Origin of the sequence: Mariniflexile ostreae (assembly GCF_042427585.1) — a bacterium.
Taxonomy (GTDB): domain Bacteria; phylum Bacteroidota; class Bacteroidia; order Flavobacteriales; family Flavobacteriaceae; genus Pseudalgibacter; species Pseudalgibacter ostreae.
In genome coordinates, this window is record NZ_JBHMFC010000105.1 from 140562 (window position 1) to 161612 (window position 21051).

At 36.1% G+C, this 21051-nt stretch carries 10 protein-coding genes; all 10 read right to left on the reverse strand.

The window, feature by feature from the left end:
• Positions 1–66: 66 nt before the first annotated feature.
• Positions 67–1527 (reverse strand): sulfatase family protein, encoded by a 1461-nt coding sequence (locus tag ACFFU9_RS15985; RefSeq protein ID WP_379862488.1) that lies wholly within the window; start codon positions 1525–1527, stop codon positions 67–69.
• A gap of 11 nt (positions 1528–1538) precedes the next feature.
• Entirely contained in the window at positions 1539–3146 is a 1608-nt protein-coding gene (locus tag ACFFU9_RS15990; RefSeq protein WP_379862489.1) for a DUF4955 domain-containing protein, read from the reverse strand.
• 128 nt (positions 3147–3274) lie between these two features.
• Positions 3275–6346, reverse strand: a complete 3072-nt coding sequence (locus ACFFU9_RS15995; RefSeq protein WP_379862490.1) for a chondroitinase family polysaccharide lyase — start codon at positions 6344–6346, stop codon at positions 3275–3277.
• A 59-nt stretch (positions 6347–6405) separates the two neighbouring features.
• Complete coding sequence (locus ACFFU9_RS16000) at positions 6406–7920, reverse strand: sulfatase family protein (protein WP_379862491.1); 1515 nt, start codon at positions 7918–7920, stop codon at positions 6406–6408.
• Between the two features lie 20 nt (positions 7921–7940).
• Positions 7941–9206, reverse strand: a complete 1266-nt coding sequence (locus tag ACFFU9_RS16005) for a glycoside hydrolase family 88 protein (protein WP_379862492.1) — start codon at positions 9204–9206, stop codon at positions 7941–7943.
• Positions 9207–9608: 402 nt separating this feature from the next.
• A complete protein-coding gene (locus ACFFU9_RS16010) occupies positions 9609–11084 on the reverse strand; it encodes a T9SS type A sorting domain-containing protein (RefSeq protein WP_379862493.1) in 1476 nt (491 codons plus the stop codon).
• A gap of 165 nt (positions 11085–11249) precedes the next feature.
• On the reverse strand, positions 11250–15080 hold the full coding sequence (locus ACFFU9_RS16015; protein ID WP_379862494.1) for a chondroitinase family polysaccharide lyase: 3831 nt from the start codon (positions 15078–15080) through the stop codon (positions 11250–11252).
• Between the two features lie 184 nt (positions 15081–15264).
• Positions 15265–16197 carry a DUF5017 domain-containing protein gene (locus ACFFU9_RS16020; protein WP_379862495.1) on the reverse strand — a complete coding sequence of 311 codons (933 nt, stop codon included), beginning with the start codon at positions 16195–16197 and terminating at the stop codon, positions 15265–15267.
• 29 nt (positions 16198–16226) lie between these two features.
• Positions 16227–17861, reverse strand: coding sequence for a RagB/SusD family nutrient uptake outer membrane protein (locus tag ACFFU9_RS16025; RefSeq protein ID WP_379862496.1), 1635 nt, complete (start codon positions 17859–17861; stop codon positions 16227–16229).
• 12 nt (positions 17862–17873) lie between these two features.
• Positions 17874–21050 (reverse strand): SusC/RagA family TonB-linked outer membrane protein, encoded by a 3177-nt coding sequence (locus ACFFU9_RS16030; RefSeq protein WP_379862497.1) that lies wholly within the window; start codon positions 21048–21050, stop codon positions 17874–17876.
• Position 21051 lies beyond the last annotated feature (1 nt).

Consider the following 21051-nt stretch of genomic DNA (forward strand, 5'->3'; position numbering starts at 1 on the left):
TGGTGATTAACAAATTAGGGTCTTGTTTAATCTTGATAGCAACATTTTGGATTAAAGCTACCTATATTAAAAGGGTTTATCGAATAAGTCGCTTGAGCTCAGATTGCTTGTAGTTGGCATCACCAACTTTCTCAAAAACTTGTTATCTTTCGTTTCTTTACACCAATCTAATAATTTTTGACGGCAATCGTCGATGTTTTCTAAATATGCTTTAGCATTAATCAGGTTGTTCATCTCATAAGGATCGTTCTCTAAATCAAAAAATTGTTCCCTATTTTTACCCCAATGGTATAATACATACTTATACTTTTTAGTAACCAAAGCCCGTCCCATAGTACCATAAGCATTTTTTCCTTCAAATTTTGTTTCTACTACTACAAACGCTCTGCTGTTGTTTATTGTTTCATTTTCAACAAGGGCTTTTACACTTTTTCCCAACAAGCCTTTAGGTTCCGAAATTCCTGCGAAATCGCAGAGGGTTGGGTATAAATCTAATCCGTTAGAAATTAATGCTGTATGTATTCCTCCTTTCGGAATCTTCATGTCTTTATAATTTATTATAAACGGTACTTTAATACTTTCTTGAAACAAGGCGGTCTTTTGGTTCCAACCATGTGATGCATTACCATCGCCATGGTCGCTGGTAAAAATAATAATGGTATTATCCCGCATCCCCAAATCATCTATGGCATCTATAATCTTACCAATCTCTTTATCTACTTTTTCTACTAGCCTATAATACGTATAGCGATACTGGCGCCAATCTGCTTCTGTATAATTCTGGGTGGGATATACTTTTACTTCCGTATCTTGTTCGAATTGTAATGCTTCTGGAAAGGTCTCAGACTTTTTAAAATTTACTGGCAATTCGGGAGTTTTATCCACTGGTACAGGAGTTATATTGCCATAGGGCAGCGGCTCATTTCTAGCCCATTCACAAATGTTATGAGGATTATCAAAAGATGCGACCAAAAAAAACGGTTGCGGATTCTCTTGTCTTGTTTTTAAATAGCCAATACACTTCTCTGCTAAAGGAATATCTCCAAATCCTGCTATTTGATCAAAGCCATTACCCTTTGAAACTTCTGCTTCGTGCGCATGCCATTTGCCTCCATAAGCACAATCGTACCCAGCTTCACGCATCCAATTTCCTAAGCCTGTTTGCTTGTTTTCAGCAGACATGATATTGTCTCCAGCTTTATTGGAATTAACAGCGATAGTGTGTGGAAGTTTTCCTGTAAAAATACTTGAGCGTGCAGGGACGCAAAGCGGAAATGTAACGTAAGCATTTTCAAAACGAACTCCTGTTCTGGCCAACTTGTCTAAATTTGGTGTATGCACATTGGAATTTCCAGCAATACTTAAGGCTTCTGCTTGATGCTGGTCGGTCATAATCAACACAATATTAGGTCTATCGTTACGTACACTCGTGCTTTTTTGGGCAACAGAAGCTGTTTCATTTTGCTTACATGATGAAAACAAAATACTCATTATACACACCATAACCATTACATGTTTTCCGTACATATGCTTTTTTTTTATAAACCTAAGTTTTTTTCAATTTTACGCCACTCTTTTAAACTTTTACATATCCATTTTGGTGTTTTGCCCAACCGATGTTTTAATTGTGCTTCATATAAAGATTCAGGAAAAACCTGAGTACCCAAACTTTCCAAATAGCCCACATGGGCTTCGTTTAAAGTTGTTTTAGAACCATGCAACCCCACAATAGTAGGGTTAACAACAGCAAAGCCCCAATACAAATGATTTGGCCCTGATGCTTTCCAAAAATCGTAATTCTCTTCTGGAGCCCCTATTCTTTTGTAATTCCATAGGGTCAATCCCTTCAAATGATGTGGCTCGTTTCCATAAAAGCCGCCATGATTCGTCATTTTCGAAGCTTCATAAAGATCCACCAAATTGCTAATAGGAATATCGGCATGAGAATCCCAGCCTTGTTTTGGTGTTTTTACACGCCAAATTACAGAACCGGAAGTCTTATGGGACATGGCCGCACCATGAAACTGCCCCGCATTGGTAACATCGGTAACGAGCCCTGTTAATACCCGTGTAGATTGTGTAACATTTGTTAATTTATGGCCCGCATTACCTTCCACCCAAAGCATTAAAATTGACGATGCGAGACTATTATTTATAGAAACTGCCCCCGTAGTGTTACTAAACCTACAATGCCTAACCCAAGAATTAGCCACGCGTTGCATGGAAATTATGGACCATGCATTATCATGTAAAAAATCTTTATGATGTACAAACGCATCCTTAAAATTAGCTTTAAAATGAATAGCTTCTACGCCCACATTTTCCAAGGGGTAAAATGGTTTTGCTTGCCAATTATATTCTGTATTAATCGTGTTTATTAACGGGTCTTTAATAGTAATAACATGTCCTGAAATATGGTCTATTTCATGATTCTCTATAAATGTTACTCCTTTATTCTGGATTTTATCCCAATGTGGTCTTGGTGTTCTCCCTTCTAAAGATTCGCTTACGGCACCTACATTATAAGGCATCTCTAATTGAATAAACTTTGCGTTTTTAAAAATCGTTGCATCTGCAACTTCAATGGAAAAAGCACCTTCATTCGTGTTTTTTGTGATTTTGGTTTGTTCTCTCTCTCCTTTTTTAGAAAAAAAAGTAAACATGTAACTCACCTTCCATTCTGCTTCATTGGGCGTGCGCTGCAACATGTGGTCTTTCATGGTAATTGTCGTACCTGTTTCACCTAATCCACTTCCCTTTAAAACAATATTAGATTCTTTTATTTCTATAGGATTTGTTTTTTGAGGGCTAACGTTAACTAAAAATTCGCCCTTTGGAAAAAACACAACACCGCCTTTATTTTTTTCTGCGGCATGTATTGCAGACTGAATGGCCTCTTGATCGGAAATAGTATCATTAGGAATAGCTCCAAAATCCAAAACATTAAAAACCTTTAAACCTTTATGCTTATTAGGAACTCCTTCTTTCCCTAGCTTATAGCCTGCATACGAATAATCCAGAAGCAGGGGAACTTCTGGATTTTGTATTTCACCTATGTATTTTTTCCAGATCATGGCGTCTTGACCATGACATGTGGTGCTGATAAGTATAAAAACTATAAAATAATTAATTAAAGCAACTCGCATTTTTATAAATTTTATGTTTTGTCACTGCGAGACACAAATTGTTCCAATTTTTCTTCGGCAAAGCAAGCCTTTTATAAAAAAGTGTTCCAAAATCAAAAAATGGCTGTGCCACCCCAATAACGGGTTGTCTATAATGTATTAACTTTAAATTCTCTTGGCAAGCCGTCTATACACTCTAAAGTGATGATGGTATTATTACCAGAGTAATCAACCTTTTTAATAAAATCTTCTGGAAACGCACTCCATTTGCCTTCCAAAGTAAGTTTAAGTGCTACCGGTTGGCTATAATTTCTAAATTTTCCTTTTTTATATTCTGGAAAATTCAAATCGGGCTGCACGGCACTAATTGTTAAAGAATTATGGTTTCTATGATTTATCATCACCAATGCTGGTTCTGAAACCTCTTTTAAGATACCGCTTTCCAAATTTTGGTGGGCCTCAAACACCACATATCCAGTTGTTTCCGTTTCTTTATTAAGCACGATGTGCGCTACACCATCGGCACGTTTTATTTCAAAGGAATTGTCTTTTTTAACTATTTTTCCAAAAACCTTTTGATTATCTTCATTAAGAAATGGATAAACAACATACTGATATGCCCCTTTTTTTGGTGCCAAACCATGATCGATCCAAGCGGTTGCGTAATCCCCTTGCGTTTCTTTTGCTCCTTTACCTTTGGGATTCATAGACCCCGTATTAATGGAGTATTTATTGTGATAAGATTTCTGGTTTTCTTTCTTAAAATGAATGGGAGTATCCGATAGCATATGATAGCCATTACCATATGGGTCTATTAACCAAGAGCCCGATTTAGAATTTTGCTCTAAAACCGTTTCATATGGAAATTTTCTAATCGTTTCTGAAGCGGTGAATATAGGTGCTTTTGTATCTGTTAAAAACGATTGAAAAATATTGGTTTGGGTTGGGTTTTTATCATCAATACTAGAGATATCTGTGCCTATATATATCAATTTATTATCAAAAGAGAACACTGATTTTTTTGCATAAAGTTTACCTGGATATCCTATATTAACCTCTTTGCCATCTGCATTAGAGCCTTTACTTTCATTTAAAATCATTCCAAAAATACCATCGCCATCTAAGGTTGTCGTTCCTGCAAATGTTTCGTTAGAACGGTACATGATTAAAGACATTTTAGATTCGAGTTCTTTAAGTGGTAAATAAATTACGGTAGCACCTGGGTAACGGTTCCAATCCCAGCCTTCTTGGCGGAAACCACTCCCCTTCTCTCCTTTACTATTTAGTAGCTGAACGGTACCATTTGCAGGATATCGCCCATATCTATTTTCATTTACATAGATTTCGGAAGCCCATACATATTTGCTATACCCTTTAATCAATGCTGCCCAATCATTTCGTCTGTGTACAGCTGTTGCGCCATAAGGAAATGTATAATATCCCGATAATCTTTCTTTATTTATACCATTTATTTGAGTAAAAACAGAAGTGTTCATCATATCGTCTTTTCCCCAAAGTCTTAAATAAGCTGCCGCAACATCTTGGTCTATATTAGAAGTGCCTTCTGGGTTTCCTGCATAGGCCATTTGTAAATATTGTCCTTTTAACGATTCTATACCATTTCCTTCTAACGGGTGACGCCCTCCATTACCGAAGCCCCATTCAAATGGTTGGCTATAAATCCTGGCTGCTAAAAATGCTTTTTTAAAGTTTTTATGACCTTCCGTTTCAATACGAAATCTAGTACCTGCTAGGGTTTTAATTACTTTTGGTACGACTTGAAAGGCGCCCACACCATATGCTGGATAATGCCCGTTGTGGTGCCATGCCGTTCCATCTACCTTAAAGCCCCATTCTTCCTTTTGCTGTGCTAAGGTAATAGACATATATTTAGAGTATGCCCGTAATACTTCTGCTTGCATTTCTTGTTTTTCAAATAAGAAAATAAGCATTAAATGGTAATAGGATTGAGTATTTAAATAGTCTATATTAACATAGAAATTACTTTCATCATCTAATAGCATCCCTAAGTTATACAACCAATGCAAACTTGCCCCTACATCTTTTAAAAGCCCGTTATCAAAAAGTAATTGACGCATAACAAAAAATGCTTCAGTAATTTCTCTAACATTATACCCTACATGATGCCTAGTTCCTCCATTTGAGCCAGCTTGCCAGCCTTGATCAATAAAATACTTAGTGCCTGCCAAAAACATCGTTTCAATTTCTTGCTTCTCTAAAGTATTGGCACGATCGTGGAAATTAGCCAGTTTTTTCATGACTTTACCTAGATCTTGAATATCATTAAAGACTTTTGGCCCTTGTTGTTTTTCACTATAAAACTCTTGTTCTTCTTTAAAAGTTAAGGGTGGCCCTACTACGGTTTTACCATGATCCTTAATCTTCAGTTTTTGAAAATCATCACGCAAGGTCTTAATATATACTTTGTATTTCTTATCGATTACCAATTCTTGAGCAATTAATTGTTCGAATTTTTTAAGATCCATTCGAATGGCCATAGAAACAGGATTGGGATCTAGATTTTTAATACGATCGTAATTTTGTATCAAAGGCATCCAATGGTCTTTTCCTAAATCGGTATCTGCTTTTATAAAAGGAACCGTTTCATCTGGATATTGATGCCTATCATCTTGGTACTGAGAAAATATAATATCATCAAAGAACAACTTCCCATTTGGTATTAAGGTCGAAATTCTAAAATAATCATAATCTACTTGGGCTAGTTTTTTAGGAGCATCGCCTTGCATTTCATAAAATGGAACCCAAATACGTCGCCATCCTTTAAAAGATAATTCTATATCGAACCAAACTTTTTTCACACCTTCTTTTTCAAAAGAAATAGTGATTTTTTCATTTTTAGGCGTTTCATTATAAATAGACATGTGCAAGGTTGGACTTGCAGGAAAATGATTGCCATACGCTAGCGGACTTTCGTCTAGGGATAGGATTTTAAAATGAGAAGTACCTAAAGTACTTTCACCTGTCCACTCCCATTGCAAAGCGGTTTTACCAAATCTTTTATGTATATCGGTTAGTGTTAACTTACTATTAGTGGCATCGTAAAAGGATAAGGCTTTTTCAGACTCGAAAGACTCGATAGCCGGCTTATACGAATCCTGAGAAAAGCTTAGCGTCGCCATGAGAGAAAATAGCAATGTTACCCCTAACTGTTTTTTTGATTCTAAAAATGAATATATCATAATTTAATGTTGTTTTTAGTACATGACAAATTTTAAACTGATAATTGGTAATGTTGTTTTTATTTATTCAACTCCAAATAACGCTCTAACCAAGGGTCTTTTTTCTCTTTCAATTTTTGCAAGAGTTGATTGTGCAAGTTTTTTTCCAACTCAGAATTTTTACCTGCGATATTAGTTAATTGGTAAGGATCTGCAACATTGTTGTACATCATAACACGCTCTACATCATCTTTATCTAAAGTAACGACATAGGTATGTGTTTTGGTTCTTATACCCCGATGTCCAGAGGCCGGTTGCCCTTCTTCAATGAAAAAATACATTACAGAAGTGGGTTCATTTCCTTCTTTTTTTAGAATTAAAGAGGATAGATCTAAGCCATCTAAATTATCAGGTATTCCCTTGGTGGTTCCTAGCATATTTAAAATTGTAGGCATAATATCTGTGGGGCTAACCAATAAATCACTTTTTTGATTCGCTTTTATTTTTTCTGGCCATCGGATGATAAACGGCACATTCATAGCCTCTTCATACCAAATGTTTTTAGACATCAAACCATGGCTCCCCATCATTTCGCCGTGATCTGAAGTGATCACTACAATAGTGTTTTTATCCAATCCCTCTTCCTTTAAAGCCTTTAAAACTCGCCCTATTTGCTCATCTACTCCGGTTACCATCGCAAAATAATCGCGTACATGATCTTTTGCCAAATGAGTACGGTTTCTGGTGGCCCCTTTGTGGAACGCTAGATTTTCGGCATCTGTATCTAATAACACATTGTCCCTTACCAACAAATCGTCTAAAGCTTCGTCTTTATATGCTTCTAAATGTTCTTCTGGCACGTATTGATATGGCGGATGTGGTGGGTTTACAGACCAAAATAACGCAAAAGGCTTATCGGCACTTCTTGTTTCTTCTGATGGATTTTTAATATAATCGATTATCACATTAGCTTCGTGAACCGGGGACCATTCGTTTACATAAGTTAGTTCATCTTCCTTGGCATCATTTATCCAATAGTGAGGTTCATTATGCACATCGAAAGTACCATAAGAATACCAAAAATTAAACCCATGGCGTAATTCCTTTGGTGTATAAGCATCCCAAATTACAGAATCCTTACCTTTAATGGGAGGTGGTGAAGTTAAATGCAATTTACCTACATAACCGGCATCATATCCATTTTTAACCAAAACATCAGAAAAACTAATATCACTTTTCTGCCAAGAATTATCGTATTGATACCTTTGGGAATTACTATTGGTCAACACATTATTGTTGTATGGGAATTTACCCGTCATAAGCATACCTCTGTAAGGGCTACATAAAGGATAACTGCTTATGGCATTAGAAATAATCATACCCTCTTTTGCCAGCTGGTCTAAATGAGGCGTATGAACAGGATCCTGATTATTGATGCCTATGGCTGCATTTCTTAATTGATCGGGAAATATAAACAATAGGTTAGGCTTCTCCTGATGGCTTTCTGCTTCAGTTTTATTTTGCATCATACCTAAACAACTTAATAAAATTGTAAATGCAGAACCTGCTATAATGTATTTAATAATGGGTTTCATAAAGCTTTGTCTTTATAAGGTTATTTTTTTTCTTGCATTTTTCTCAAGCGATCCAAGGCTTCGATATAATAATAATCGGCATAGATTAATGCCACATCAATTTCATGTCCTAAAGATTTAGCTCCCGTGGAATGCAATAAGAAAGCATCTGCTTTTCCAACTGCCGAATATTTATCCGACCCTAATGACTTCAACATTTTAAGAGCGGCATTGTAATAGCGTTCTTGATCCTCTTTTTTCTCTACAAAAGTGCTTAAATCCAATAATGCAGATGCCACTACAGCAGCAGCCGAAGCATCCTTTTCTTCGTTTGGATCATGAGCTACATCAAAATCCCAGCATGGCACCATGTCTTCTGGTAATAAGGATAAATATTTATCTGTTATTTTTTGAGCAAAATCTAAAAACTTTTTATCCTTCGTTTCTTTATAAACCATGGTATACCCATAAACGCCCCAAGCTTGTCCTCTAGACCAACGGCTATCATCTGCATAGCCTTGTTTGGTGTGGTGGTTTAAAACATTTCCGTTAATAGAATCGTATTCCAACACGTGCCAAGATGTAAGGTCTGGTCTAAAATGTTTTTCCATAGTGGTTTCTGCGTGTGTTACTGCAATATCATAAAGTTTTTGATCACCACCGTGTTTTGCAGCCCAAAACAACAATTCTAAATTTAACATGTTGTCAATAATAGTAATATGTTGCTGCCAGCGTGGATGCATTTTATTGGACCAAGATCGTATCGTACCTACGTTAGGGTTAAAACGACTAGCCAACGAGTTTGCCGAGGTTAATAGAATGTCTTTATATTCTTTTTTACCGCCAATTTCATATCCTAAGCCATATGCTGGAAACATCATAAATCCAATATCGTGATGTTCGGTAATGTTTTTAAAATCTTCGAAAACCTCTGTGCGTTTAATGGCTTCTTCTTTCCATCTTTCATTTCCTGTAGCATGATATGCATACCATAAAATACCTGGATAAAATCCAGAAGTCCAAATCAATTTATGGTTTGGCACTTGCTTCCATTCGGTTTCATTGGTTTCAATTAAACGCGGATGTTTGGTTAAGTCTGTTAATTTTGGAACGGATATTTCCAATTGTGCTTCACAATCATCTATTTGCTTTTGCAAATCTATGGTTATGTTGTTTTCTGTTTCAACTTTAGAAATAGGTTCTTTTTTTGAGTTTTTACAACCGACTGTAAAAGCTAAAACACCTATTAAAAAAAGACTTTTTGTTATCGAACCCATGTTATGTGATACGTTTAAATGTGTTTTCATTAGTTATAATTATAATATTTATATTTCTTTAACCATTAAATTATTTAGTCGAATGGTGTTTACAAAGTAATGTAATACAACTTAAATTTAGGCGGTGTATGCGTTCTTAGGAAAGGGGGTAATTGTTCTTTTTACTGGTTTTACACAGTATTCACAGTCATTTGCGTCATATTCCTTTTTTATTGGTTTGGATAAGACAAACACGAATGCCATATATCCATTTGTTGTAAAAAAGCTTTTTGAAAGACATACAGGATAGGATATTTTATACCAATCGAAATGACTTTTAATAAACCCTTATTTTAATATATCCAGTTATCGCATAGCATATCTATTAAAACAACACCAGGCAGTAATTTTAAAATTACTGCCTGGTGTATAAAATAATTTAAATTGTTTTTTTTAGTTAACTAGAACTTTTTTTGTTGATACAGCACCATCATGAGATTCAATTCTTAAAAGGTATAAGCCCTTAGCATAATTTTGTACAGCGATAGGCTGCGCATCCATTTTGTTATAAATTACTTTACCGGTAATATCGATAAGTTTTACATTCTTAATCTTGATGTTGGTATTCGCCGTAGTTATGTTTATAACCGTACTCGTAGGATTTGGATAAACCGAAATACCATGACTTAGCACACTATTATTTTGAGTAGACAATACCGAATCATCCACCGTAAAATCTATTTGTTGCAATGCGGTATATGCTCCAATAGGTGTCCAAGGGCTTGCTAATACAAAACGGTAATATCTGTAGGCCTGTGTGGTTGTTAAAGCTATAGGATATGCTGTACCTGCACCACTATTTGTACTGAACATACCAACAGGGTCACTTAAATTATCCCAAGTGCTATCGTCGTTACTTCCTTGTACTTTCCATTTTGATTCCTCACCAGATGTTCCCTGATTGGAAGTCCCATTTACCAAAATGTATCTTACTTCTGAAACAACGATAGGATTATAAACATTAGAAACTTCAAATTTATAACCTTCTTCTGCTGGCATTAAACTTTTTGCCAATCTTGGAACGGATGTTCCAGGTGCTAAAACATCTGCCCACTTACTCGTATTAGTAAAATTAGCATCAGAGATGGAAGCACTTGGTGTGTTAAATATATTGGTTTGTCCAGAAGCACTTGTATTTAAAGCTGAAAAATCTCCGTTAGCAACATCTTGAGGTGTAGCTTCAAATTTTACGTCAGAAATATAAAAGGTACCATGCTGACTTATGCCAGCACTATAAGGGGTGGCATCGGTTATAACTTTAAATGCCACAGTAACCGACGTACTGGTATATGCAGATAAATCCAATGCTCCTTTTACATACACTTGATCAGACACATCTGAAGTTGCAATGTTCCCTATAATATTTCCAGTTTCGTTAATCCAAGTTGCCGTGTTTGGCGCCATACCATGGGTATAGTTTTGTGAGACCCAAACTGTAAGTGATGCCCCGCCCCCAACAACATATCGTTGTTGCGTCCAAAAGGACACTTTGGGTGTATTTACATTTGAAAGATCTTGATTGGTCATTAATGCCCATGCTTCTATTTGATGGTTTGTGTCTGCAGGACTACCACTTGTATTATTAAAAGCAATGGTTTTTTGATCTCTTACTGTACCTTGGGGTGTACGTTCTGCTGGCCTAGAGTTTTCATCGAATACAGGGCTAGAATCGGCTGCATCCACTATATCATTTACTCTTTTACCTAGTTCCCCTTCCAATTGGCCACCAAGAGCTACTTTTTGTACTGTAAACCCACGACTTTCGTTTTCATACCTAAAATCTTCATAATATATGGTTTGTGCTTTCACGGCAAATATCACCATACAAAAGGTGAAAAATAAAATAATTTTTTGTGTAGTTTTTTTCATAATAAATAAAATTTAAGAGTTAATGAATTTGTTTTTAAATATTATTATAAAATTAGACGTTACAACAATAAATGATGAGGGGGTAGACGTTCAATCACAGGGGCATTTTAACCTAAACCCCATATCCTGAATTTTTCTTCGTCCCGCTTTGTGAGATTTAAAACGTTAATCAATAATTATTTTTTTATGGATTATGTTGCCTGTTTGGGTTTCAAGTCTTAAAAGATAAAGCCCTTTTGGAGCTCCATTTACCCGCACCGTATCGGTATCAAAACTATTATAAATGATTTTTCCATACATATCGATAAGGCATACTTTGTGGACTTTTATATGTGGGTTTGAAATCTTTATGTTAAAAAAATCACTTGAAGGATTTGGGTATATAGAAACATCCTCGTCCATTAATACGTGATTCTCAACCTCCAAAGGAGAAGACTGTACAAAAAACTGCAAATCTGAAAAATAGAACGTCCCATTTCGGTTTGAGCTACTATATGCACTAGAACTGCCCTGATAGCGAAGGGCTACGGTAACGGAAGCCCCTGTTGCACCATGGGCATAAGGAGACAGGTCTACGACACCTTTTACATAGGTAAGCCCGTCTGCTGTTTCGGCTAACTTACCAGAATGCAAGGGCAAATTAGTCCACGAAGTCGTTGCTGGGTCGCCTGTATAGGCTGTCGTTACCAATAGGCTGATTGTTGCAATATCACCATCACCATACCGCCTTTCCGTCCAAAAGGATGCATATGCATATGTATCAGAAGGGCTAATACGTGGATTGTTATCGGTTAAATCTAAAGTAGTAAAAATAGCATAAGCATCTAACGGAAAATTAGTAGTCCCATTATTGCCCACTATTGATAGAGCTCTTTGATCACTAATCTGCCCTACAGGAATGGTTTTGCTTGGCCTATCTTCATTAGGGTCGAATTCATTGTTCGTATCCGTAGCATCTGGTATATCACTTACTCTTTTGAAAATTTTAGAATCGTCTGTATGGCCACCTGTATTTTTAATATTTCGGATAAAACCACTACCTATTTCATTAGAAAAGTCTTCATAAAATATTATAGGATAATCTGTATTTACAGCTCCTTTTGTTAAGGTTATATCTACAGGTAATCCTTCTTTAAGCTCAATAACCAATTGGGTCTCCCCTGTATTTGTTATAACACTCACATTGCCGCCATAACTTGTATTTAGGTTCCATTCGCCATGGATAGTTAAATCGATGGTATGGGTTTGACTGTTACCATTATTTACGGCAAAATTTAAATCTGGACTTACCACAGACAACTCCATGGACTCTCCATGATCTTGTAACATAACTAAACAAGGACCTAAATTTTCTTTTATTGGTGTTTGGGTTCCATAATTAGCATCATCAAACAAAGCATATCCATATATATTGTTATATTTAACAATGTGTGCAAATTGGTCTTTTTGGATTACTTGGTAAAACGCTGTTGCTGCATTTGCCATATGGGTACTAAAGTTTTCCATTTCGGTTGCGTTAGTGCCCGGTAGGATAACATATTCGTAACCTGCATTATTAGGTGCTGCTGCATGCGAAATATAAGCAGAAGCAAAATCACCATTAGTCATAGTTCCATTTCCTTTTTCAGACGGAGCATCTTGGTTTTTTCTATCGATAACAACCGTATTTCCACTTTTAACAAAATAACCTGTATGGGCCGCATCTATTAACCAATTATTAGCGGTACTGCTTAACGTGCTGTTATAGGGAAATGTTGCTACTTCTACATGGTTTACATGTATTGGTAATGATGTACTGCTTAAATAATTTTGAAATAAGTTGGTTGCTACTAATCCTGTACCACTACTTATATTGCTTCCTAAACAAATAAGTTTACCATCAAAACAAAAGACCGATTTTTTGAATTTGAAATTTGAATCGTGCTTAAACGATATCGCTTTCTGCTCAAAATCCATCCCAAAAACGCCATAATTACCTTCTATTTTAGAGTCGATATAATAATTGGCTTTAGAACCAAACCTAAGACTTGCTGCAAAATTAGAATCGGTTTTTTCATCCTGTCTGCTGTTAACTGCCAATAAATCATTCCAAGATAAGTGTTTGGTAGTGGCTCCTGGTATTTTTCTCCAATCCCAACCATTAATGTTTAATTTAGAATTTGCATGTCCGCCTGGGTACATTACCTCAACAGCGCCGTAGCTTTGGTATCTGCCATACCTGTTTTCAGAAGGGTAAATTTCAGAACCATAAAAGTATTTATTAAATCCTTTCATATTAGCTACCCAATCGCTTTGTCTATACACGCCTAAATTCGCAAAATTGACTTGCCAAAACCCGTTTGGAGGCGTTTCACTACCATAAGAAGCGGTCTGTGAATCACTACCATACATGTAATTATGCGCTTTTATCAATTCGGTATCTACAGGACTTGCAAGTCCTAAATCTTTTAATCCGTTTTTAAAAGACGGATTAAAAAATGGGTTTCTCCCTGCTAAAGCGTTTGGAATATCACCGCCCGTAGAAGACACTCGTGCCAATAATAGCGATTTTTTAAGCACATCTTTATGCTGTGTTGCAAGTGCAAATATTCCTCCCGAGGTGTAATTAATAACTTTTCCTAATTCATTATACCCCAAAAAAGCATACCCTGGATAATAAATATTATGATGGAATCCTGTAAAATCCACTTTCATCCCCTGCCCTTCTTTAGGATAGCGTGTTAAAAAATTTTCTAGATATTTTTTATACCCTTTTAAATACTGTACTTTTTCTGCATCTGTAGTTTTATACAAACAAGCGCCCAATCTGTAAAGTGAGCGTGTGTTAGCATCATCCATATTACTGTTTGATGCTCTTGGTTCCCAAATACCATCTACGGCCGTGTACCATTCTACCATTTTTTGGGCTTGCTCCCACAAACCTGCTAGTTCCAATTCCTCTTTCATAAGATGAATAGCAGAGGGTATGTTCCTAAAATTATATCCAATATGGTGAATGGTTTCCATCATGCTTCCATCTGCAAACCCTTGATCCAATAAATATCTTACCGTATTTAAAAAATAATCGCGACTGCTGGTGGTAGATTTATGAGCAAAATCTCTTGCGAAATTGAGAATAAAATCTTCAACCGCTTTAATGTTTTGAGCATTAGGAAAATCTTGTCCATATAACGGGGTTCCTTTTACAAGCCCTGCTTCATAGCTTATGTTTAGGGCATGATATCTACTAATAGCACCCGCAACATGGCTCGCAGTTGGCGCATTTCCTTTAATAGCGGTATCATATTTTTGTTTTACACTAGCTAAGTCCGTTAGTTCTTGTGCAGTAGGGCTTGCTAACGATACTGTTTTAGGTAAAGATTGAAAATACATGATATCCCCCCAGTGTTCGCCATTATTTAAATTTATAAAAGGGAGTTGATAATCGGCACTTCTTGAAGTATTTCTGGCCATTGTATAGTCTATAAAATCAAAAAAGAAAGTCCCACTTCCTGAGTCGGGAGCCTTGATTTTCATAGTGGTTATATCATCAGAATTTTTATTACCCGACATCTCTTTTACATAACTGGCAGATGCAGCACGCCATCCTGTAAAATTTAACTGAACCGTATAAAAAAAACGTAAAGCATCTGTATTATCGTAAAACTCTACCGTTAAAGGCGTTGTTTGAATAGCACCTGTATTATAAAGCCACATTCTAAACATGTTATGGTAAAAACCTAAAACCTCAGATTTTACCAAGCCATGGTCTTGGAGGTTGTTTACGGTAATAACCGCATTTGCATTCCAGTCCCAACGTAAGGATTTGCTTCCTAATTTGTAATGATCTGTAGAGGTGTTTAAAGTTCCATTTGTTGTACTCCAATGTGAAGGCACTGTAGTTTCAAAGGATTCGTCTTGAGCATATAAGTTAAAAGTAATGCACAAAGTACACAATAGCACCCAAAAACAAGGTTTCTTGGGGGTGTAAAAAAAAATATGTAGAGGTGTTTTCATAATATAGAGTTTTATTTTTATTGGTGTTGAAATTTAGCTTGTATTCCAAACTATAAGTGGATGGGTGCTTGAAAGTAAATGCTATTTTATGCCTATTCAAACTTATTAATAACCAAAAATCCCCAATGCCTATACTATAAATTGTAATGGATTGGGGATTTAAACGGGCTATTAAAACTGCAATCTATTCCGTTACCGTAATAGTGTATTCTTTAATATTATCTTCTTGGCCGTAAATGGTTTCATTACTGCCTACAAACGTAATTTTATAAGTTCCTGGTTCTGTATACGTATATTCAAAAGCCTCTAACCTTTCAGAGTACGTTTTTAAAGGCAAGCCTCTGTCTGGATCTACTGCTCCCGATAAGGTTAGTGGAAGACTAATCAACCAGTCATCATTAGTGTATTCTGCCAAGCCGCCATGCAACCTAAAACCACCCGATTTATTAACCCAATGGTCGTAAGAATCGTTTGAGTTTGTTCCTTCTATATTAACAGACACCCATCCCGGATTCTGAATATTAGCGATTTCTAAGGTTTGTACTTCATCAAGCTCTACCTTAAGGTCAAAACTATAAAAATCGAATATTCCCTGTCTGTTACCGTCTTCTTTTTTACCTTCTGCATATACTCTTAATGCAAAGTATACGGGTTTGTCTGTTGATAAGTCCGTAATATCTACAATACCAGAGTTTGTTTTATTATATGTTCTGTCTGTAGCAAACGTAAACCTATCTGAAATATCGGTCCATGTAGCGGTTTGTACATCCTCAACGAGACCTGATCCAGAGTAATCTGTTGAATACAACAAGCTCCAAGCGTTGTCTGTTAAGCTAGCGCCATCCATATAATGCCTAGAGGTTTCAAAAGATAAAGTGAAACTCCCCTCGGCTTTGGTTCTATTTCTGTTTTTGTACTCACGACCAAGCTCTCCTGTAAAGAAACTTAAAAAGTTAGGCGCGTTATTTACCGTAAATTCTATAGGCTCTCCCACTTTTACTGTTTCATTAAAAGCAATATCAAAATTAGGAGTATCTACTTCTTCTAAGTCATCACAACTTTGAAACACAAAGGTTACAAGAAGCAATATTGACAATACATAAACTGTTTTTTTCATTGTGTATGTTTTTAAATTAATATATCTTATTACCAACCTGTGGTTTGTTTTAAGTTTGTATTTACACCCAATTCTTGTTCTGGTATAGGAAGTATATAATGCTTAGTAGGATCAAAATCATTATAACCTTCATAAAAATCAAAAGAGGCGTTCATCACATTGTTTCTAATCTCACGGTTTACTGGCTCATCGCCACTTTCTGGAATACCATCAGGCCCTAAATTAGGTTCCCCTAACGAGGTCCAATCTTCGTTAACAAAATTAGGATTCGCTTCTAAGGTTTTCATTTGAGTTCTGGTCTGGTTTACGCGTTGCTCCAAAATCCCCCATCTTACTAAATCGAATTTACGTTGCCCCTCAAAAGCCAACTCCAATAAACGTTCATCCTGTATGGCTGCATCTGTAATCGTTGTTATTGGTGTTGCATTTGCTCTATTTCTAACACGATTAACAGCGTCTAAAGCAAGACTAGACCCTGGTGTTAATTTATTTTCAGCTTCTGCATACATTAGTAATACATCGGCAAAACGGATTACAGGCCAGTGGTGCGGCCCATAGCTGGTGTTGCTATTATTAGGCTCTAAAAACCTACGCCATTTAGAGACCGGATACATAAATTGACTGTTAATAGTACTTAATTCACAATTGTTATTTCGTTTATTAAAGTAAGGGTATGTATTCCAAAATCCTCTTTCATCTGCAGGATCTGATCTGTACTTTAAAACTAAACCAATAGTGGCATAGGTTAGCGCATAGCCCTTACCACAACCTTCATCGTCGATTTTCATTCCGAAAGCAGATCCTAATTTTGAAGATTGATTAGAATCTTGATCGGCAAAAGAAAAACCAATTTGAAATAAAGTTTCCTTAGTTTCATAATTACCCATAGCCAATTGGTTGAATATATCCTCATAACTATTATTTAACTGATGGTAAGGATCCTCTATCACCATTTTGCTCCAATCACTGGATTTTTTATAAGCTCCCGCTTCGTTAAATGGTGCACTTGCCATATATAAATAGGCTCTTGCCAACAACCCTCTTGCAGCGCTTTTGTTTGCTCTACCCGGGGTAGCTTCAGCAGCTGTTTTTAAGTTTTGCTCAGCAAATTCTAAATCTTTAACAATTTGCTTGTACACATCGATTCCGGGTGTTCTGGGTAATAATTGCTTATTGGTATCTTCCAATGGCATAGGAATGCCTTGAATGCCGCCAAATGCTTTCTGTATATCGAAATACAAGAAGGCTCTTAAAAACCGACCTTCGGCGATAAACTCCTGTTTAAGGCTTTCTTCTAAAGTCGAGTTTTCCAAGCCTACCAATAGCGTGTTTGTAGCAGCAACACCCTCATAGTACGTACCCCAAATATCTCTTATCATAGGCTCTGCAGCCGTAAAATTATTTTTACGAATGTCTTGTGCCCCTTTTCTATTATAAAACCCTTCGTCTGTAAACTGTGTTGGGTATTGTGCGTTAATAACAGCTTCTCTGTACACCGCAACTGCACGGCTATACGCTCCGGTTAAGCCTGCCAAAGCACCTGCCTCGGTATCGTACAGATTTTCGGCTGTAATGTTATCTTTTTGTTCTATTTCTAATTGATCGTCACAACCTTGCAAAATAAAGGCAGTAAGAACGGCTACTAATATGAATTTTATTTTCATGATATCTTTTTTTTAAAATGAAACATTTAAACCAAAACTGAATGTTCTATGCTTAGGATAAGCAGAGTAATCAATACCTGGAGTAATTAACGAGCTCTCAACAGATACTTCTGGATCAAAACCAGAATAGTCTGTCCATGTAATCAAGTTTTGGCCCGAAAGGGATAACTCTATACTGTTTAAGCTCAATTTTTCTACTACATCTTTAGAGAACCTGTACGAAAGATTTATTGTTTTTAACCGTATATAAGAACCATCTTCTATCACTCTAGACGACACATCTTGAAATCCTTGTCCACCAGCTCTATATAAATCGGTATCTTGATTTTCTGGAGTCCATCTGTTTAAAGTAGAAGCTAATTGATTTTGATTTGGTCTATCCATGCTTTCAAATATCAATCTGTTGGCGTTTAATATATCATTTCCGTAAGACCATTGTAAAAAGGCACTTAATTGGAAGTTTTTATAGCTAAACGTGTTTCCAAAACCACCAAAATGTTTTGGTAAAGCATTCCCGATAATAGTTTTGTCTGCACCTGTAATTTGTCCGTCTCCATTCAAGTCTTTGAATTTTTCGTCTCCAGCTTGATGACTTTTATAACTTGGTTGTCCAGACACCAAAGTGTGTGTAGAAGCATCTGAATCATAATTAACAAAATCTGATGGTTGATAAACTCCATCGGATACATAACCATACATATTACCTAGTGCCATACCTTCTTCCACAATAAATTGTTGGGTACTTAGCAACCTGTAATAATTTGGCTGTCCAAAAATAGGCTTACTTTCTGGTAAAGACTCAATGGTGTTTTGGTTGAAAGAAATATTAAAATCTGAGGTCCACATAAAGTTTTTAGTTTTAACGTTCACAGTGTTTAAACTAAGCTCTAAACCTTTATTTCTTACTTGTCCGGAATTAACCCATATAGACGAGTACCCTTGAGACAATGCTGCATCTGCATTAATAAGAAGATCATTAGTGTCTTTTTGGTAAACTTCTAAAAGTAAAGACACACGATCTTTAAAGAAGCCCATATCTAAACCAATATTATACTGCTCAGTCGTTTCCCAAAACAAGTCTGGATTCGCACCAAAACTAGTAGGACGTTGGCCCGAAACGGTTTGTCCGTTATAAAAATAAGATGCATCGCTATCGGTTAAGAATTCAAATCTTGCCGTACCAGGAATCCTATCATTACCTGTTTTACCGTACCCTGCTTTAAATTTTAACTGAGAGAACACATTTAAGTTTTTAATAAAGTCTTCTCTATCGGCATTCCAAGATACTGCTGCAGATGGGAAATATCCAATTCTATTTTGTTTAGGGAAATTGGACGATCCGTCACGTCTTAAAGATGCTGTAAACAAATACTTTCCTTTATAACCATAGTTAACTCTTCCTAAAACTGAAAATATTCTAGATTCCTCAGAGTCATTGATATCGTCAGAACTATCTAAAGTTCCACCATCCATAGAATTGATTCCTAAATTTTCAAGATACTTTGGAATGTCTATAGACTTGAACCGTGTTCTTGAATTCTTTCTAACATTTAAAGTAACCCCAACAAGTCCATCTATAGCGTGATCATTAATTTTCTTTTTATAATTTAAGGTGTTTACAGTAGAGAAGTTTTTCCATCTTTGGGTATCCATGTTTCCATTAATACCATCAATTTTATTTACCAATCGACCGTAAACTGTATTACTATTATTAAACGTTCCTGTGTTTCTAAATTGGCTACTAAAGCTACCTTTAGTTTCTAAAGTAAAGTCTGAGTTTAATTTATACTTTAAACTTAAGTTTGCTATAAACTGGTCGTTTTCACGTTTTCTGTATTCATTTTTTAAAGACACAATCGGGTGCCAACTTACAATGTTTACCAAATCATATTCATCACTAACTTGATCTAATGGATCATAGCCTGCTGGGTAATCGATAAATTTATTGGCAACGTTGTTATAGGTAATCAAGTTTCTCATAAAGGAATACGATGATGTTCCTGCCACATCTAAGCCTGTTTGTATATAATTGGTATAAAGCACATCGAAAGTAGCATCTAGTTTTTCATTTACTTTATGATTAACGGTTATTCTACCATTCAATCTATTGTATTCTGAATTTAGTAACGATCCTTGATCTTCAACCGCATTTATAGAGGCGTTCAACCTTGTTTTATCGCCCCCACTTGAAATGTTCAACTTATGGGTTTTGGAATAAGCAGTTCTAAAAGCTTCATCTTGCCAATCTCTACCTTTAACATTTTTATAATCTTCAAGACCACCTACTTTAGTGCTCAGTCCATCTTCATCGTAAACAGAAAAGAAACGTGTAGATGTACTGTTTTCATTAATTTCAGAAGAAAGCTTTAAAAAATCATAAGGTTCTAACACGTCTAATGTATTAGACACGTTTTTAACATCCAATCGGGTTTCATACGAAATTTTAGTTTTCCCTGTTTTAGCACGTTTTGTTGTTATAATGATAACCCCATTAGCCCCCCGAACACCATAAATAGCTGTTGCAGATGCATCTTTTAAAACAGACATGGTTTCAATATCTGAGGGGTCGACAATACCAGGATCAAAGTTTTCCATAATAAAGCCATCCATAACATATAAAGGAGAGTTATCGCCATTTACCGTGTTACCGCCTCTTATTACAATATTCATTCCGCTTCCTGGCTCACCACCTCCAGAACTTACTTGCACACCTGCAACACGTCCTGCTAGCGCTTCGTCGAAATTGGCAACGGGCGCCTCGGTTAATTTGTCCATTTTCACAGAAGCTACAGAACCTGTAAGGTCTTTTTTCTGTACGCTACCATATCCTATTATAACCACATCATCCAATTGCTGAAGATCGGGCTCTAAAGTAACGTTCATGATCGATTGGTTATCTATAGGTTTTTCAATTGTTTTATAACCAATATAACTAAAGGTTAAAAACGCTTTAGATTTTACCTTAATGGAAAACTTTCCATCAAAATCTGTAGTGGTTCCATTTAATGTCCCTTTTTCCAACACGTTGGCACCAGGAAGTGGCAAACCAACCTCATCGGTAATCGTACCGGTAATTGTTTTTACTTGAGCGTGAGTAGAAAAGCTACATAATGCAACAAATAAAACCATCAAGAAAACGATTTTATTGCTTTTCGGTTTAATTGAGAATAGTTTAAAATGATTTTTCATT